This window comes from Peredibacter sp. HCB2-198 (assembly GCF_045999315.1).
Lineage (GTDB): Bacteria > Bdellovibrionota > Bacteriovoracia > Bacteriovoracales > Bacteriovoracaceae > Peredibacter.
In genome coordinates, this window is sequence record NZ_CP174607.1 from 3,010,776 (window position 1) to 3,024,743 (window position 13,968).

The following is a 13,968-nucleotide window of genomic DNA, read 5'->3' on the forward strand; positions in this document are numbered from 1 at the left end:
TTTTAAAATATGAATAAAGAAATCAAAATTATCGCGGCCCTTACGACTCTTAATATTTTGCTTACTGGTTGGCTGCTATTTCAATACAAGAATGCCCCGCCGATGGAAGAAAGTGTTCGCGTGCGTGTGGGACAGAGTGACCGCTTTATCGCAGAAAACTCAAACAAGATTGAACAACTGAAGGGTGAGATTTCAAGGCTTCAGCAAGAAATTCAGAAACTCAATGAAGGTGTGGCCCATCATTCCCAGATGCTTCAGGATCACGAACAAAGATTAAAAAAATAATTTGATTTGGAATTTTTCTGCCTTGAGATTTCACTCAAGGCAGAAAAAAGAAAAATTAAGTCAGAGAAGTCGGAGCAGTGAAATCGCGGTCCATAACCGTCTTACGTTTATCGGCCTTGGCGTTTTCAATCGCCTTAAGACAGATTGTTTGAACACGAACTGTAAGTTGGTCGATGGCCTGAGATGAAGTTGAAAGGCCAAGCTCATCTTTGATAAGTTTTTTTACTTTTGACGCAACTACTAATGCTTCTTGAATGTCAGATTTCTCTACATACAGATTGAAATCTTTACCCATAACAGTCTTACGACCCAATTTTTGAGCATGGGCCATCGCATCACGACAGGCCTTGACGATATCTTGGTTAAGCGGCTCGAAGAACCCGGCCGATGTATTCATATCTGCTTTCTCTTTAATAAATTTCTTAACTTTAGAAATAACGATCAAACTTTCCATAAGGAGCTCCTTAAAACTAGCGTGGAAATTTAGTGCATTTTAACTATCCTCGAAGTCCGTCTCTTGGGCAAGACGAAAACCCTCAGTTCTACCTAAATTGTTCACTATACAAACAAAGAAGACTAAGCTAACTTTTTCCATCAGTTTTCATTCTATAAACCGTAGGATTTTTGCATGGATGACACACAACGCATTGTGATGACAGGTATCGGATTAACAGCTCCCAATGGGAACAATCTGACTGATTTTCGCTCTGCTCTGTTAAATTGTAAGTCAGGTGTAAAGCACACTGAGATTCGTTACATGGGCCAACAAGTGGCCGGCATGTGCGATTTCGATGAATACAAATATCAATCAAAAAAACTTCGTCGTCGCGGAACTCGCGCTGGATCTATTTCGATCTACTGTGCGAATGAAGCGATTCAAGATTCGAAACTTGATTGGGCAAACGTTGATAAGTCGATGGTGGGTGTTTATCTCGGAATCACTGAACACGGTAACGTGGAAACAGAGGAAGAGATTTATCAAATGCACCAGAACAATCTCGATTGGAAACTTTGGTCACCTCACCACAATCCAAGAACAGTTGCAAACTCACCGGCCGGTGAAGTGACTCTGAACTTAAACATCACAGGTCCTCATTACACTCTTGGTTCAGCGTGTGCTGGTGGTAACGTAGGGATCATTCAAGGTGTTCAACAGCTTCTTCTAGGAGAAGTGGATATCGCTCTCGCAGGTGGTATTTCTGAGTCTTCTCAGACCTTCGGAATCTTTGCTGCTTTCGCGGCACAAGGTGCTCTTGCTCAACACGAAGACGCAACGAAAGCGTCTCGTCCGCTTGATAAAAATCGTAACGGAATTGCCATTTCTGAAGGTGGTTGCGTTTACGTTCTTGAGCGTCTTTCAGATGCTAAAAAACGTGGTGCAAAGATCTACGCTGAGATCGTAGGGTACGCCATTAACTCTGATGCTTCAGACTTCGTGAATCCAAACACTGACCGTCAGGTAGAGTGTATGCACAAAGCACTTAAGAAGGCGGGATTAAAACCATCTGACATTGATATTTTAAATATGCATGCTACAGGAACGGGTACTGGTGACGTTAACGAAACGATGGCCGTTCGCCGTGCTTTCGAAGATTCAAATAAGACCTATGTGAATTTCACGAAAGGTCACATCGGTCACTGTATGGGTGCTGCTGGTTCTTTAGAGCTAGCTGGTAACATTCCAAGCTTTGAAGATGGTGTCGTACATCCTGGTATGAATATTACTGAGCTTGATCCAGAGTGCGAAATTAAGAACCTGGTGTTCAATGAACCAAAATTAGTCGGCAATATTAACTACATTCTGAACAACTCATTCGGAATGCTAGGAATTAACTCAGCTCTTATTGTTAAGAAGTTTACTGCTTAAGGAGAACTATATGGACGTACGTCAAATCGTTATTGATATCATTTCAGATATCGCCCCAGATGAAGATACATCAAACCTTGATGACAAGGTTTCTCTTCGTGAACAACTAGATCTTGATTCAATGGATTTCCTAGATATCGTTATGGAACTTAGAAAGCGCCATAAAGTTGAAGTTCCTCAGGAAGACTATCCAAAGCTAGCGACACTTGAGTCTTGCGTAGCTTACCTTTCCCCTAAGTTTGTTACTGCCTAATCAGCTTGGAGTTGGCCCTTAAGAAGAACTTCTTAGAGGCCAACTCCTTGATTCAAAAAAAATATGACAACAGTTTCTACCAAATACGACGCTATTGTAATCGGTGCGGGAATGTCGGGGCTGGCCGCTGGCATCCGATTGGCAATGTTTGATAAGAAGGTCGTGGTTCTAGAGAAGCACTCCATCCCAGGTGGGCTCAACTCTTATTACCAACGTAGAAACTTTGATAAAGGGGGGATCCGCCAGTTTGATGTCGGCCTTCATGCCCTCACAAATTTCATTAAGAAAGGTGAGAAGGGGAAGCCGTTCTCTAAACTTTTAAAGCAGCTTCGTCTTTCATACGATGACTTTAAGCTTTGTCCTCAAACCCATTCGAAAATTTCTTTTCCAGGTGTGGAACTTAAATTCTCCAATGACTTTGAGTTATTAAAAAACGAAGTTCACGAAAAATTTCCTCATCAGATTGATGCCTTCAATAAGCTGGTAGAAAAAGTTCGCACTTTTGATGAACTGAATCTCAATCAAGGCTACTCTTCTTCTCGTGATGTGCTTAAGCAATTGATCTCAGATGAATTACTCATTGAAATGCTTCTATGTCCTCTGCTGATCTACGGTTCTGCCTGGGAAGACGATATGGACTTTGCTCAGTTCGTGATCATGTTCAAGTCTCTTTACTTCGAAGGCTTCTCTCGCCCTGAGGGTGGTGTTCGCACGATCATCGCACTTCTTATGAAAAAACTCGAAGAGGCCGGTGGGGAGATTCGTTTTAAGGCCCCGGTAAATGAGATTTTGACTAATGAGCGCGGAGAGGCGATTGGAGTGAATGTTGGTGGTGAAGTTTTAGAAGCACCAGTTATTCTCTCTTCCATCGGCTATCCTGAAACAGTAAAGATCACTCAAGGTATGCAAGCGGCCCCTCGTGTGGGTGCCATGACTTTCTTAGAGAGTATTTTTGTCTTTGATAAAAAAATCCCTCAAACTTCAAATGATTCGACCATTGTTTTTTATAACAATGCTCCTCAATACGCTTACCGCCCGGCCACGAATTACTTCGATGCCACTTCGGCCGTTGTGTGTTTTCCAGACAACTATGAAGCTCACAAAACCGAAGGCGAGGGCACGATTCGTATTACCTATATGGCCAACTACCATCAGTGGCGTGAGCTTAATCGCACGAGCTACGATGAGATGAAGGACAAAGTGAGTGCGAATGCACTGGAACTTGTTCAGAAACTCACTCCTGGTTTTGATGGTAAACTTCTCTTTAAAGATATTTTCTCTCCGATGACCATTGAACGCTATACCTGGCACTTAAACGGCACGGTTTATGGTTCCATTGATAAGACCCGCGATGGTCGCACACCAGTGAAGAACCTTTTCATTATTGGAACCGATCAAGGTTTCCTGGGAATTGTAGGATCCATGCTCTCTGGGATTTCGATGGCAAATCTCCATGGCCTTATGGGAGCTGATGCATGAAATTTGAAAACCTGAGACTTCATTCTTTTGGGTATGAAGAACCAGCAGAGTTTATGACTTCAGACGAGATGGAAGAAAAAATGCGCTCGCTGTATGAGAGAGCAAAGCTTCCATTCGGGCGTCTGGAACTTCAAACTGGAATTAAACGCCGTGGCCTCTGGCCCAAAGGCACTCGTCCGAGCACGATTGCAAGTAAGGCCGCTGAGAAAATTTTAAAAAATTTTCCTCGTGAAAAAATTGATCTCCTTCTTCACGCTTCTGTCTGTCGTGATTTTCTTGAACCCGCTACGGCCGCTCAGGTTCATTTTAATCTTAAACTTTCTCCTCATTGTATGATCTCGGATCTTTCAAACGCTTGCCTGGGAGTGCTTTCAAGTATTCTTATGGCCGGCCAAATGATTGAACGAGGTGTGATTAAGACCGCTCTTATTGTTTCAGGTGAGAACGCTGGTCCTCTGATTGAAGAGACCCTTAATCACTTAAATACTGATCCTAATATGGATCGCAAAAGAATTAAGCCTTATATGGCATCTCTTACAATTGGTTCAGCGGCAGTGGCGTTTCTTTTAACTCACGCAAGTCTCGCTCCCGATAGTCCAAAAATATTAGGTGGATCAACGCTCACGGATTCTGGTGCAGTTGAACTTTGCCAAGGTGATGGTTCAACACAAGGCCTTATGATGGAAACGGATTCTGAGGCGCTTTTGAAGGCCGGGGTAAAGCTTTCACAAGACAACTGGGAGAAGGCCCGTGGTATCCTGGGTTGGGAAAATTCTCAAGTTGATAAAATTATTCCTCATCAAGTGGGAACAGCTCACCGTTTGGCGATGTTAACTCAACTTGGCCTTCCAACAGATCGTGACTTTCAAACATTTGAACAATTCGGAAATACAGGTTCGGCCGCTCTTCCTTTAACGCTTATGAAGGCAAGTGAAGCGGGTTTCTTTAAACCACAAGATAAAATCGCATTACTTGGGATCGGAAGTGGTCTTACCAGTACAATGCTCGGAATGGAGTGGGCATGAATGCCATCAGAGAAAAAATTAAAGAACTTGGTTTAGAGAAAGTTTATCCTTTCCGCTCTCATTTTCTTCAATTAGAAAAACATAACCTTCATTACGTGGACGAAGGCCAAGGTAAACCTATCCTTATGCTTCACGGGAATCCGACCTGGTCATTTTACTATCGTAACTTGATTCAGACCTTCTCACCAAAATTCAGAACGATTGTTCCGGATCATATGGGATGTGGGATGTCGGACAAGCCTCAAGACTATGATTACTCGCTTGAGACGCATATTCAGAATACTTATCAGCTGATTCGCTTCTTGGGTCTAAGTAAAATCACTCTCATCGTTCACGATTGGGGTGGAGCGATTGGTTTTGGTCTAGTCACTCGTTATCCAGAACTCTTTGAAAAGATCGTTATCTTAAATACCGCCGCTTATCCAAGTGAGCACATTCCTCAGCGTATTAATCTCCTTCGCCAAGGTAAATTTGGTGAGTGGTTAACTCGTAAGTGGAACCTTTTCGCGTGGCCCGCAACTTTTATGACGACCACGAAAGCTCTTCCCAAAGCAATTAAGGCCGGATACCTTCTGCCTTATGACTCTTGGGACAACCGTGTGGCGGTGGCCCGCTTCGTTCAGGACATTCCGATGGAGCGTGATCATAAAACTTGGAAGACCCTAAATGATATCGAATCAAAATTAAGATCACTTCCTCAACCTAAACTCATTCTTTGGGGCGGGAAAGACTTCTGTTTTAATCACCATTTCTTTGAGAAGTGGGTGGAAATTTATCCAGAGGCAAATGCTCACTGGTTTGCTAAAGCGGGCCACTATGTGTTGGAAGATGCTTTGGATGATGTCAGCACTAAAATCTGGGAGTTCATTAAATGAATATTGCCCATCGGATCCGGGAAGTTTCACAGAGAATTCCTGATAAAAAATCCGTGGTGCTGGCACGAGATGGTAGCTTTTATACCTTTCGTGAATTTGAAGAACGTTCTAATCAAATTGCTAACCGTCTTGTAAAACTGGGAATTAAACCAGGTATGCGAACTCTTTTGTTCGTAAAGCCTTGTCTTGATTTTTCAGTGATCACATTTGCTTTGTTTAAAGTCGGCGCAGTTCCAGTTCTGATTGATCCAGGAATGGGGCTTCCGAATCTTTTAAATTCAGTAAAACAAGTAAAACCTGAAGCGATCGTATCTATCGGTATGGTTCACTGGCTTCGTCGTTTTAAAAAAGAGTACTTTCAAAATCTAAAAGTAAAAGTCTCCCTGAGTCCAGTGGGTGGAAGCACTCACCATCTCTATGACGGACTTTCGAACGAATCAAAATCTTTTACTCCAGTTGAAATGCAGTCAACTGATGCTTCCGCGATTCTCTTCACCAGTGGTGGAACCGGAATTCCTAAGGGTGTGAATTACACTCATGGTATTTTAAATGCACAGACCGATGCTCTTCGCGAGATGTTCTCTCTCGATGAAACGCAAACGGATCTTCCAGGCTTTCCATTGTTCGCACTCTTTACACTTGCGATGGGGATGACGTCGGTGATTCCAGAAATGGATCCAACAAAGCCCGCCAAATGTGATCCGAAAAAGATCATTAAAAACATTCAAGACTATCGTATCTCATTTGTGGCCGGCTCTCCGGCGATCTGGGACAGAGTAGGGAAATACTGCTTAAAGAACGACATTACACTTCCATCTGTAAAACAGGTGGTGATGTTTGGTGCTCCGGTGAGAGCAGAGATTCACCAGATGTTTAAAAAGATTCTCACAAACGGTGATACCTATACTCCTTACGGAGCGACAGAGTGTTTACCAGTGAGTCTAATTTCTGGCAGTGAAGTTTTAAATCAACATTTACCTCAGATGCTTCAAGGTGACGGCACCTGTATCGGTCGGGCCGTGCCTGGTGTGCAGATTAATATTATTAAAACTACGGATATTCCTGAAGCTCAATTATCAATCCTGAGTCCGGGAGAAATCGGCGAAATCGTTGTGACCGGTTTGCAAGTAACTCCAGGTTACTTTGAAATGGACAATGAAACTGCGAAGGCCAAGATCACTCAAGATGGAAAACTGTGGCATCGTATGGGTGATCTAGGATGGATGGATCAGAGAGGAAATCTTTGGTTTTTAGGTCGTAAGGCCCATCGGGTTGATGGAAATAATCAGACATTCTATTCAATTCAAATGGAGTCGATTTTTAATCAGCACCCAGCGATTAAAAGAAGTGCTTTGGTGAAGTTAAATGTTGCTGGCGCTATAGTGCCGGGACTTGCGATTGAACGGCATGACGGCAGTACTCGTATGAGTGATTCCTTCTTAAAAGAACTTGAAGTCCTGGCCCAGACCACGCACTTTACGAAGCACATTAAGCATTTCTTTTTGCACGGGGCCTTCCCAGTAGACGTCCGTCATAACATCAAGATTGATCGCTTAAAGCTTTCAACTTGGGCGCAGGAAAAGCTTAGTCGCTAAGAGTCTTGTCTTCTATATCATGGTTCGTCAGAATTATTCAGTGGAGTAAATCATGCTGAATAAGACTGAAAATAAAGTCATACGAATCATCTATATCGTAGCGTTAACTATTGCCTGTGTGTTTCTCGTCTCACCTTTTTATATTCCGATTATTTTTGGTGCTTCTTTGTCTCTGGCGCTTTATCCACTGCAATTAAAACTCGAGAGTAAAGGACTTTCACGAAATCGCGCGGCGATGCTAATCACTACCTTTTTTACGATCATCATTTCAATTCCGGTCCTGTTCTTTTTAGTTAAAGGAACAATTGCCGTGACCCAACAGCTGCAAAAACTTTCTTTCGATGGCCTTAAAGATCAAAATGTTCAAGAGCTGGTGATGGATCTAAGGCAAGAAATTGTGAGCATTGTTCATAAATTTTCTTCGAAGTATCAATTCATGGATTTTCTCACGGCCAAAAAAATAGATGCTTACCTCATTACGGTGAATAACTACCTCTTAAATTTTTTCCAGGATCTGGCCTCTGGTCTTCCCTTGATCTTCATGTTCTTGCTGATCATGGTGCTTTGTATTTATTCATTCCTCACTCATGCGAGCGGTGTTCGAAATTTCTTTCAGAAAATCTTCGGATTTGATGATGAGTGTATGACTAGAATCATTAAACTCTTCATCCGAAATTCTCGCCAGGTTTATATGTCGAACATTGTGACTGGTGGAATTCAATCGCTGATTGTGGCCTTGGCCGTGTCCCTGCTGGGTCAGGGTGACTTCTTTTTAGTGTTCTTTGTTACGTTGATCCTGTCTTTCATTCCCGTCATTGGGGCCGCACCAGTGGCCTTCTTGTTTGGGATTGTTGCCTTTTTTCGAGACAACACAACAGCCGCCATTATCCTTGCTGTCGTAGGTGTTTTTACGGGAGTCGTGGACAATATTCTTCGCCCTTGGCTCGCCTCGTTTGGCGAAAGTAAAATTCCTGCAGTGGTGGCGTTTATTTGCGTTCTCGGTGGAGCAATTTTATTGGGATTTCCGGGACTGTTTATCGGATTGTTGTTGGGCTCAATTGCCTACGACACTCTTCCCATTTTCTGGGAAGAGGTCGGTCGTGATCGTTAGATAAGAAATTTACGAATCTCGGCAATTGCCTTATTGCGGATATCATCTTTCTCTTGAAGAATCTCGTGATGAGAACCTGGATAGTGAATCAGAGTGCATTTCGCTTTTTCACAAAAATCAACCTGTCTTCTTGGGTTCACAATCAAGTCTCCACCGGCCTGTAAAAGCAGGATGGGAGTCTGGATTTTTTTACCATCTTTATCAATGCTTTCTGTGGCCCTAAGAGCGCGGTTCACCCACATGACAGTTGGACCTTCAACGGCCAGGTTAGGCCAAGTCACGAAGATGTATTTAAGGGCCGTGTGACGAACTTCACTGTGAGTGTGCTCGTTTGTTTCGAAACGATCTTCTTCAGGAATATAAGGGCCGCGGTCCGGAGCATAGTCTGTGCCTTTTCCAATTTGCACCAGGAAGGCCGAATAAAGACGCGCGATCTTTTCTGGATAAGGCCTTGTGTTCATTTCCATCATTGGGGCAGAAAAAGCGGCCTTAACAAATTGCTTCGGGTGCTTAACCATATATTTGGTGGCGATCGCTCCGCCCATTGAGTGAGCGAGAAGATAAAGCGGCATATCTTGGGAACTCGGCAGAACAACTTCCTTCATCCATTGTTCCATGTCCGTAACGTAATTTTTGAAATGACGAACGTGACCTTTATTTGTGTCACTTAAAACACGAGTCGATTCACCCTGACCTTGATGATCAATGATGAAGATATTGAAGCCATCGTCACGAAGATCGTAAATCAGCTCAGCGTATTTGATGGAAGCTTCAGTACGGCCAGGAACAATCACAAGTGTTTTCTTGTTGTCCTTTTTGATCAGGCTGTAGTGATGAATCTTCATGCCTTCAGCGTTGGTGAATTCAGAGTGGTTTAAGTTTTGAAAGTGCGGGACGGCCTGATTGATCCATGCTTCAGGAAAATCCTTTTCAGGAATGGCCCAAAGAGAAGTCGCGACAAATAAGAGTGAAAACAGGGTAAATTTCATAAAAAATCCTCTTAATTCACGTTACTAAAGCGGAAGATGCGAGTCAATGTGGACTAAAAGTCTTGCAGGATTTATTATGGTTACATGCGTATCCTTGTAACCGGTGGTGGAGGCTTTCTCGGCACTCACATCATCAAAGAACTTTTAAAAAACTCCTCTTACATTGTGACGAATTTTTCACGTCATTCTTATTCTCATTTAGAGGACATGGGTGTTCCTACGATTAAAGGTGATATTCGTAAGCGTGAAGATGTAGAAAAGGCCCTGTCTCAAGGCTTTGACGCTATCTTTCACGTGGCCGCTTTGGCCGGAGTTTGGGGAAAATATGAGGACTATTACGGCATCAATTACGAGGGCACTAAAAATCTCGTCGAAGTGGCAAAGGCGTTAGGGATTCAACGTTTCGTTTACACTTCAACTCCGTCTGTCGTGTTCAATAAAGATGACCTTATGGGTGTAGGGGAAGAACAACCTTATGCCACAGAATTCTTGAATGCTTACTCGGAAACTAAAACCATGGCCGAAAAATTAGTTTTAGCGGCCAATGATAATCAGAATTTTTTGACCTGTGCTATTCGTCCTCACCTTATCTGGGGCCCGGGTGATCCCCATCTTTTCCCAAGAGTGATCCAGAAAGGCAAAGAAGGGAAACTTAAAATTGTCGGCGATGGTGAGAACCTGGTTGATATCGTATTCGTTGAGAATGCGGCCCTGGCCCACGTTCAGGCCTTTGAACATTTAAAACCTAATACTCGTGTCTGTGGACAGGCCTATTTCGTGGGGCAAGAGCGCCCAGTAAAACTTTGGGATTTTATCAATCAGGTCCTTGGTTTCGTGAAAGTGGAACCTGTGATGAATTCCATTGATGTCACAACTGCTTATCGTATCGGGTGGCTCTTAGAGAAAGTGTTTAAGCTTCTAGGCATTCAAAAACCAGAACCACCCATGACGAGATTTGTGGCCCTGAACCTTGGTAAGTCTCATTACTTCTCTCATGAGAAAGCAAAACGAGATTTTGGATATTATCCAAAGGTTTCAATTGAAGAAGGTCTAAAGAAGACCTTCTCCTATCGAGATTTAATTAAAGATTGATCGAAGTAATTACAGCTCATGCCGGCATCAACCAGAATGGTTGAAGCATTAATGCCAGAGCTTCTTTCTGAAAGAAGGAAACAAACTGTATTGGCCACTTCCTGGGTCTCTAGATTCTGTTTTCTTAGAGTCAGTTTTTCAGCGTAAAGATAATTATCAATGTAATCCGGAATACCGGCCGAAGCGGAAGTTTTAAGTGGCCCGGCCCCTACTGCGTTTACACGAACTTTTGAGAATTCAGAAAATGATTTCGCAAGAAATGGGACAGTGGCCTCCAGCATGGCCTTAATGGGACCTAGGTAGCCGTATGACGTCGCTTTTGTGTTTGAGATAGAGATCGTCACAATGCTCGCGTTCTCTGTGAAGAACTCTTTAAGAGCATTTGAAGCTTCTACCAGAGAGAAGCTCGAGATCTGAGAAGCTTGAAGATAATCTTCGCGTTTCGTTTCGATGAATGGTTTAACACCTTCAGAAAAATTAGCGAACGCTAGTGAGTGAAGAAAGCCATCGAGTTTGTCCGTGTGCTTTTTCATCTCGAATGGAAGTGAGGCAATGTCTTTTTCAACATCACAAACAAATACCGGAGAGGCAGGGAAAAGTTTCTTTAGGCCGTCTAATTGCGATGAGTTTTGAACTGAAAAAATGCATTTAGCACCGGCCTCCATAAGAGTTTTGGCCGAGAAATAAGCAACGCTTTTTTTGTTGGCCACACCAGCGATGAAGAAGGTCTTTCCATTTACTCCCAAGAAATCCATTTACACGTCTCCGTTTTCAACTAAAGTTGCCGCGAACTCAATGCTCATTACGGTCTTTCCATTGGCCGTGATTTTTCCTTTCATAAAAGATGCATTTGCAAGAGTTTCCACGAAATCCACTGTGATCAGCATAAGATCACCGGGCTTCGCCATGTTCTTAAATTTGGCGTTTTGAATACGAGAGACCACTGCGGTCTTATTGTTACCCGCACTCTGACCTTTAAGGGCCATGAGAAGGGCACCAGTTTGGAAAACAGCTTCACACATGAGTACTCCCGGAAATACCGGACGACCCGGAAAGTGGCCGCGGAAGAAGTCTTCTTCTCCTGTGAGTTTCTTAGAAGTCGTGATTGAGTTCTCAGACTGTTCAACTACGTTCTCAATGAAGAGAAATGGTTCACGCTGAGGAATATTATTTAAAATCATCTCAAGCATTGAGGCCCCCAGCGATATCAAGATTTGTGCCCGTGATGTAGCTTGCTTCGCGGCTGGCGAAGAAAAGAACCGCATGGGCCACTTCTTCCACTTTACCAAAGCGCTTCATTGGGACTTGAGACTTATATTCCTTGACCTGATCTTCTGGAAGGTCAGCGATGAGTTCAGTCTCAATGAATCCCGGACATACGTTGTTGATGGTGATGTTACGTTTTGCCACTTCTTTAGAAACAGAAAGTGAAAGAGCGATCTGGCCCGCCTTAGAAGCGGCGTAGTTCGCCTGGCCCGGAAGACCAAGTTTTCCTCCCACTGATGACATGTTCACAATTCGGCCATAACGGTTTTTCATCATGGCAAGAACTCCAAAACGAGTCATGTTGTAGGTGCCTTTAAGGTTGGTATCAAGAACATTGTCCCACTCAGCTTCGTTCATGCTGGCGATGATGTTGTCACGACGGATACCGGCGTTGTTCACCAGAACTTCAAGTGATGGGAAAAGAGTTTCATATTCTTTAAAAAAGTTTTCAACTTCAGAGCTGTTTGCAACGTTGAATTTTTTTAGAACTAATTTCTCTCCATAGAGAGAAAGCTTTTCTTTAAAGTTACGAGCGGCCTCATCGTTTCCAGAGTAAGTGGCAACGACTGTTGCACCGGCCTTAAGGAAGGCCTCTGTAATACCGGCACCGATACCACGAGTTCCGCCTGTTACGATTACATGTTGACCATTAAACTGAAACATTCTGTGCTCCTAAGTAACTTTCAATTGCATTCACCTGGATGGCGCCGTAGTTTGCGGCCCCAAGCCAACCTGACATAATAATTCCCACTGATCCCGCATGGAACAGACCCGGAATTGTTTTATGAAGATTCATCGAGACATCGAGACCTTCAAACTTCGTTCCAAACGAAGAACCTTTTGGATGAAGTGTATAGCGCTCAACCGTCACCGGAGTCGCGGCCTCAACCACTTCCAGTTTATCTCTGATGTCCGGAATGAAGGCCTCGAGACCTTTGATGGTCTCTTCAATCATGAATTCTTTTTCTTTCTCGTATTCTTCTTTTGAGAGTTTCTTCCAGTCGTCATAGTGACAGTTGGTACTTGAAACAATCGCGATACGAGGACGACGTTCTTCCTGATAGTAAACAGAGAACGTACGTGAACTCACTTTAAGGTCCAGAAGTCTCGCCGGATCATATGTAGGATGAGTCGACGTAAAAACCAATTCTCCGATATAGGGAATTGTGGCCCCTTCTTTGAGACCCATATAGACCTGACAGCTTGAAGAGTTAAGACGAATGGCCTTGGTCTTCTCAATGTAGTCCGTCGGGAAGTGTTCTTCACCCACGAGGTTAAGCACAGTCGAACGAATGTTTCCGTTAGAAAGAACGGCCTTTGCTTTAACCAGTTTACCGTTAAGGATAACACCTTGAGCTTTTCCATTTTCAATATGGATCTTCTCAACCTTCGTCTGAAGTTTAATATCAACGTTATTCTTTAGGAGTTCTTCCTTCATGCGGTTAATGAGGTAATCAGTACCGCCGGTAAAAGTATAAACACCTTTACTCATGAAGTTTGAGAACACGATTCCGTAGGTAATGGCAGGATCATCGAGGGTTGAGCCATTGGCGTAAGTAATCGGCTCCATCAGGAAGCGAGTGACATCATTTCTGCCCGGGAAGAATTTTTCAAACAGCTCGCGGTTGGTCATTTGCGAGTTATCATAGAAATTCATTTCGGCCAGGTGCTTAAAGAAGGCCTCTACGGTTTCTTTAGCTATTCCAAATTTTTCAACCATTACTTCTGTGTAATGCTCTTTGGTAAAGGTCGTCTGAACGTTGAACTGCGGGTTCACGAAACGAACGTCTTTCAACTGAACGATGGAATCAGCGATTTCCTTGTTCCAGTATTTTCGACAAGATTTGATCATCCCAACTGGGAAACCATGGAGGGAGATATCAAAAACATGATTTCGATCATGTCTGTAGAACCAAGTGGCGAAACCGCCAAGTTTGTTATGGGATTCGAGAAGGAGGACTGAATGGCCATGGCGACCCAGGATATTGGCCGCTGTCATTCCAGCTAGACCAGAACCTATGATGACAACATCATAGTCTTTCGTTATTTCATCACGGACTCTATAGAGCATGGATACTAACCTTGCGTTGCGTAAAACTATAAATCTTCATTCGAGGAAGATTAGACGAAT

At 43.3% G+C, this 13,968-nt stretch carries 15 protein-coding genes; 9 read left to right on the forward strand and 6 right to left on the reverse strand.

The genetic code is table 11. The features are described from left to right. Positions 1–9: 9 nt before the first annotated feature. Positions 10–285 (forward strand): hypothetical protein, encoded by a 276-nt coding sequence (locus ACJVC5_RS15260; protein ID WP_408096396.1) that lies wholly within the window; start codon positions 10–12, stop codon positions 283–285. 55 nt (positions 286–340) lie between these two features. Here the strand turns inward: ACJVC5_RS15260 and ACJVC5_RS15265 are convergent, their stop codons facing one another. Next, positions 341–739, reverse strand: a complete 399-nt coding sequence (locus ACJVC5_RS15265; protein WP_321389868.1) for a hypothetical protein — start codon at positions 737–739, stop codon at positions 341–343. A 174-nt stretch (positions 740–913) separates the two neighbouring features. Here ACJVC5_RS15265 and ACJVC5_RS15270 point away from each other — a divergent pair, with 174 nt between their 5' ends. From ACJVC5_RS15270 to ACJVC5_RS15300, 7 genes are all read left to right on the forward strand, one after another. Next, positions 914–2,152, forward strand: a complete 1,239-nt coding sequence (locus ACJVC5_RS15270) for a beta-ketoacyl-[acyl-carrier-protein] synthase family protein (protein ID WP_408096397.1) — start codon at positions 914–916, stop codon at positions 2,150–2,152. A gap of 10 nt (positions 2,153–2,162) precedes the next feature. After that, a complete protein-coding gene (locus ACJVC5_RS15275) occupies positions 2,163–2,405 on the forward strand; it encodes an acyl carrier protein (RefSeq protein ID WP_408096398.1) in 243 nt (80 codons plus the stop codon). A gap of 63 nt (positions 2,406–2,468) precedes the next feature. Then, positions 2,469–3,884, forward strand: coding sequence for a phytoene desaturase family protein (locus ACJVC5_RS15280; protein WP_408096399.1), 1,416 nt, complete (start codon positions 2,469–2,471; stop codon positions 3,882–3,884). Continuing rightward, on the forward strand, positions 3,881–4,909 hold the full coding sequence (locus ACJVC5_RS15285; protein ID WP_408096400.1) for a 3-oxoacyl-ACP synthase III: 1,029 nt from the start codon (positions 3,881–3,883) through the stop codon (positions 4,907–4,909). The genes ACJVC5_RS15280 and ACJVC5_RS15285 overlap by 4 nt, the downstream gene beginning before the upstream one ends. Then, complete coding sequence (locus ACJVC5_RS15290) at positions 4,906–5,784, forward strand: alpha/beta fold hydrolase (protein WP_408096401.1); 879 nt, start codon at positions 4,906–4,908, stop codon at positions 5,782–5,784. The genes ACJVC5_RS15285 and ACJVC5_RS15290 overlap by 4 nt, the downstream gene beginning before the upstream one ends. Next, positions 5,781–7,379 carry a fatty acid CoA ligase family protein gene (locus tag ACJVC5_RS15295; RefSeq protein WP_408096402.1) on the forward strand — a complete coding sequence of 533 codons (1,599 nt, stop codon included), beginning with the start codon at positions 5,781–5,783 and terminating at the stop codon, positions 7,377–7,379. Before ACJVC5_RS15290 ends, ACJVC5_RS15295 begins: the two co-directional genes overlap by 4 nt. A 52-nt stretch (positions 7,380–7,431) precedes the next feature. After that, positions 7,432–8,490, forward strand: a complete 1,059-nt coding sequence (locus ACJVC5_RS15300; protein ID WP_408096403.1) for an AI-2E family transporter — start codon at positions 7,432–7,434, stop codon at positions 8,488–8,490. Here ACJVC5_RS15300 and ACJVC5_RS15305 read toward each other — a convergent pair. Beyond that, a complete protein-coding gene (locus ACJVC5_RS15305; protein ID WP_408096404.1) occupies positions 8,487–9,479 on the reverse strand; it encodes an alpha/beta fold hydrolase in 993 nt (330 codons plus the stop codon). The genes ACJVC5_RS15300 and ACJVC5_RS15305 overlap by 4 nt on opposite strands. Positions 9,480–9,563: 84 nt before the next feature. Between ACJVC5_RS15305 and ACJVC5_RS15310 the strand changes: the two genes are divergently transcribed. After that, on the forward strand, positions 9,564–10,571 hold the full coding sequence (locus tag ACJVC5_RS15310; protein WP_408096405.1) for an NAD-dependent epimerase/dehydratase family protein: 1,008 nt from the start codon (positions 9,564–9,566) through the stop codon (positions 10,569–10,571). Here the strand turns inward: ACJVC5_RS15310 and ACJVC5_RS15315 are convergent. Genes ACJVC5_RS15315 through ACJVC5_RS15330 form a run of 4 tightly spaced genes read right to left on the reverse strand, consistent with a single transcriptional unit; the run spans position 10,547 to position 13,908 of the window. Beyond that, complete coding sequence (locus ACJVC5_RS15315) at positions 10,547–11,326, reverse strand: enoyl-ACP reductase FabI (protein WP_408096406.1); 780 nt, start codon at positions 11,324–11,326, stop codon at positions 10,547–10,549. The two genes, ACJVC5_RS15310 and ACJVC5_RS15315, sit on opposite strands and share 25 nt — an antisense overlap. Then, positions 11,327–11,761, reverse strand: coding sequence for a 3-hydroxyacyl-ACP dehydratase FabZ family protein (locus ACJVC5_RS15320; protein WP_408096408.1), 435 nt, complete (start codon positions 11,759–11,761; stop codon positions 11,327–11,329). It lies immediately after the preceding gene. Further along, complete coding sequence (locus ACJVC5_RS15325) at positions 11,754–12,500, reverse strand: SDR family oxidoreductase (protein ID WP_408096410.1); 747 nt, start codon at positions 12,498–12,500, stop codon at positions 11,754–11,756. The genes ACJVC5_RS15320 and ACJVC5_RS15325 overlap by 8 nt, the downstream gene beginning before the upstream one ends. Continuing rightward, positions 12,487–13,908: a phytoene desaturase family protein gene (locus tag ACJVC5_RS15330; RefSeq protein WP_408096411.1), complete on the reverse strand. Its 1,422-nt coding sequence runs from the start codon at positions 13,906–13,908 to the stop codon at positions 12,487–12,489. Before ACJVC5_RS15330 ends, ACJVC5_RS15325 begins: the two co-directional genes overlap by 14 nt. Between the last annotated feature and the right edge of the window lie 60 nt (positions 13,909–13,968).

Excerpts from the sequence above, each read along its gene's own strand:
- ACJVC5_RS15260 (WP_408096396.1), top strand. The coding sequence starts at position 10 with ATGAATAAAGAAATCAAAATTATCGCGGCCCTTACGACTCTTAATATT.
- ACJVC5_RS15265 (WP_321389868.1), bottom strand. The coding sequence starts at position 739 with ATGGAAAGTTTGATCGTTATTTCTAAAGTTAAGAAATTTATTAAAGAG.
- ACJVC5_RS15270 (WP_408096397.1), top strand. The coding sequence starts at position 914 with ATGGATGACACACAACGCATTGTGATGACAGGTATCGGATTAACAGCT.
- ACJVC5_RS15275 (WP_408096398.1), top strand. The coding sequence starts at position 2,163 with ATGGACGTACGTCAAATCGTTATTGATATCATTTCAGATATCGCCCCA.
- ACJVC5_RS15280 (WP_408096399.1), top strand. The coding sequence starts at position 2,469 with ATGACAACAGTTTCTACCAAATACGACGCTATTGTAATCGGTGCGGGA.
- ACJVC5_RS15285 (WP_408096400.1), top strand. The coding sequence starts at position 3,881 with ATGAAATTTGAAAACCTGAGACTTCATTCTTTTGGGTATGAAGAACCA.
- ACJVC5_RS15290 (WP_408096401.1), top strand. The coding sequence starts at position 4,906 with ATGAATGCCATCAGAGAAAAAATTAAAGAACTTGGTTTAGAGAAAGTT.
- ACJVC5_RS15295 (WP_408096402.1), top strand. The coding sequence starts at position 5,781 with ATGAATATTGCCCATCGGATCCGGGAAGTTTCACAGAGAATTCCTGAT.
- ACJVC5_RS15300 (WP_408096403.1), top strand. The coding sequence starts at position 7,432 with ATGCTGAATAAGACTGAAAATAAAGTCATACGAATCATCTATATCGTA.
- ACJVC5_RS15305 (WP_408096404.1), bottom strand. The coding sequence starts at position 9,479 with ATGAAATTTACCCTGTTTTCACTCTTATTTGTCGCGACTTCTCTTTGG.
- ACJVC5_RS15310 (WP_408096405.1), top strand. The coding sequence starts at position 9,564 with ATGCGTATCCTTGTAACCGGTGGTGGAGGCTTTCTCGGCACTCACATC.
- ACJVC5_RS15315 (WP_408096406.1), bottom strand. The coding sequence starts at position 11,326 with ATGGATTTCTTGGGAGTAAATGGAAAGACCTTCTTCATCGCTGGTGTG.
- ACJVC5_RS15320 (WP_408096408.1), bottom strand. The coding sequence starts at position 11,761 with ATGCTTGAGATGATTTTAAATAATATTCCTCAGCGTGAACCATTTCTC.
- ACJVC5_RS15325 (WP_408096410.1), bottom strand. The coding sequence starts at position 12,500 with ATGTTTCAGTTTAATGGTCAACATGTAATCGTAACAGGCGGAACTCGT.
- ACJVC5_RS15330 (WP_408096411.1), bottom strand. The coding sequence starts at position 13,908 with ATGCTCTATAGAGTCCGTGATGAAATAACGAAAGACTATGATGTTGTC.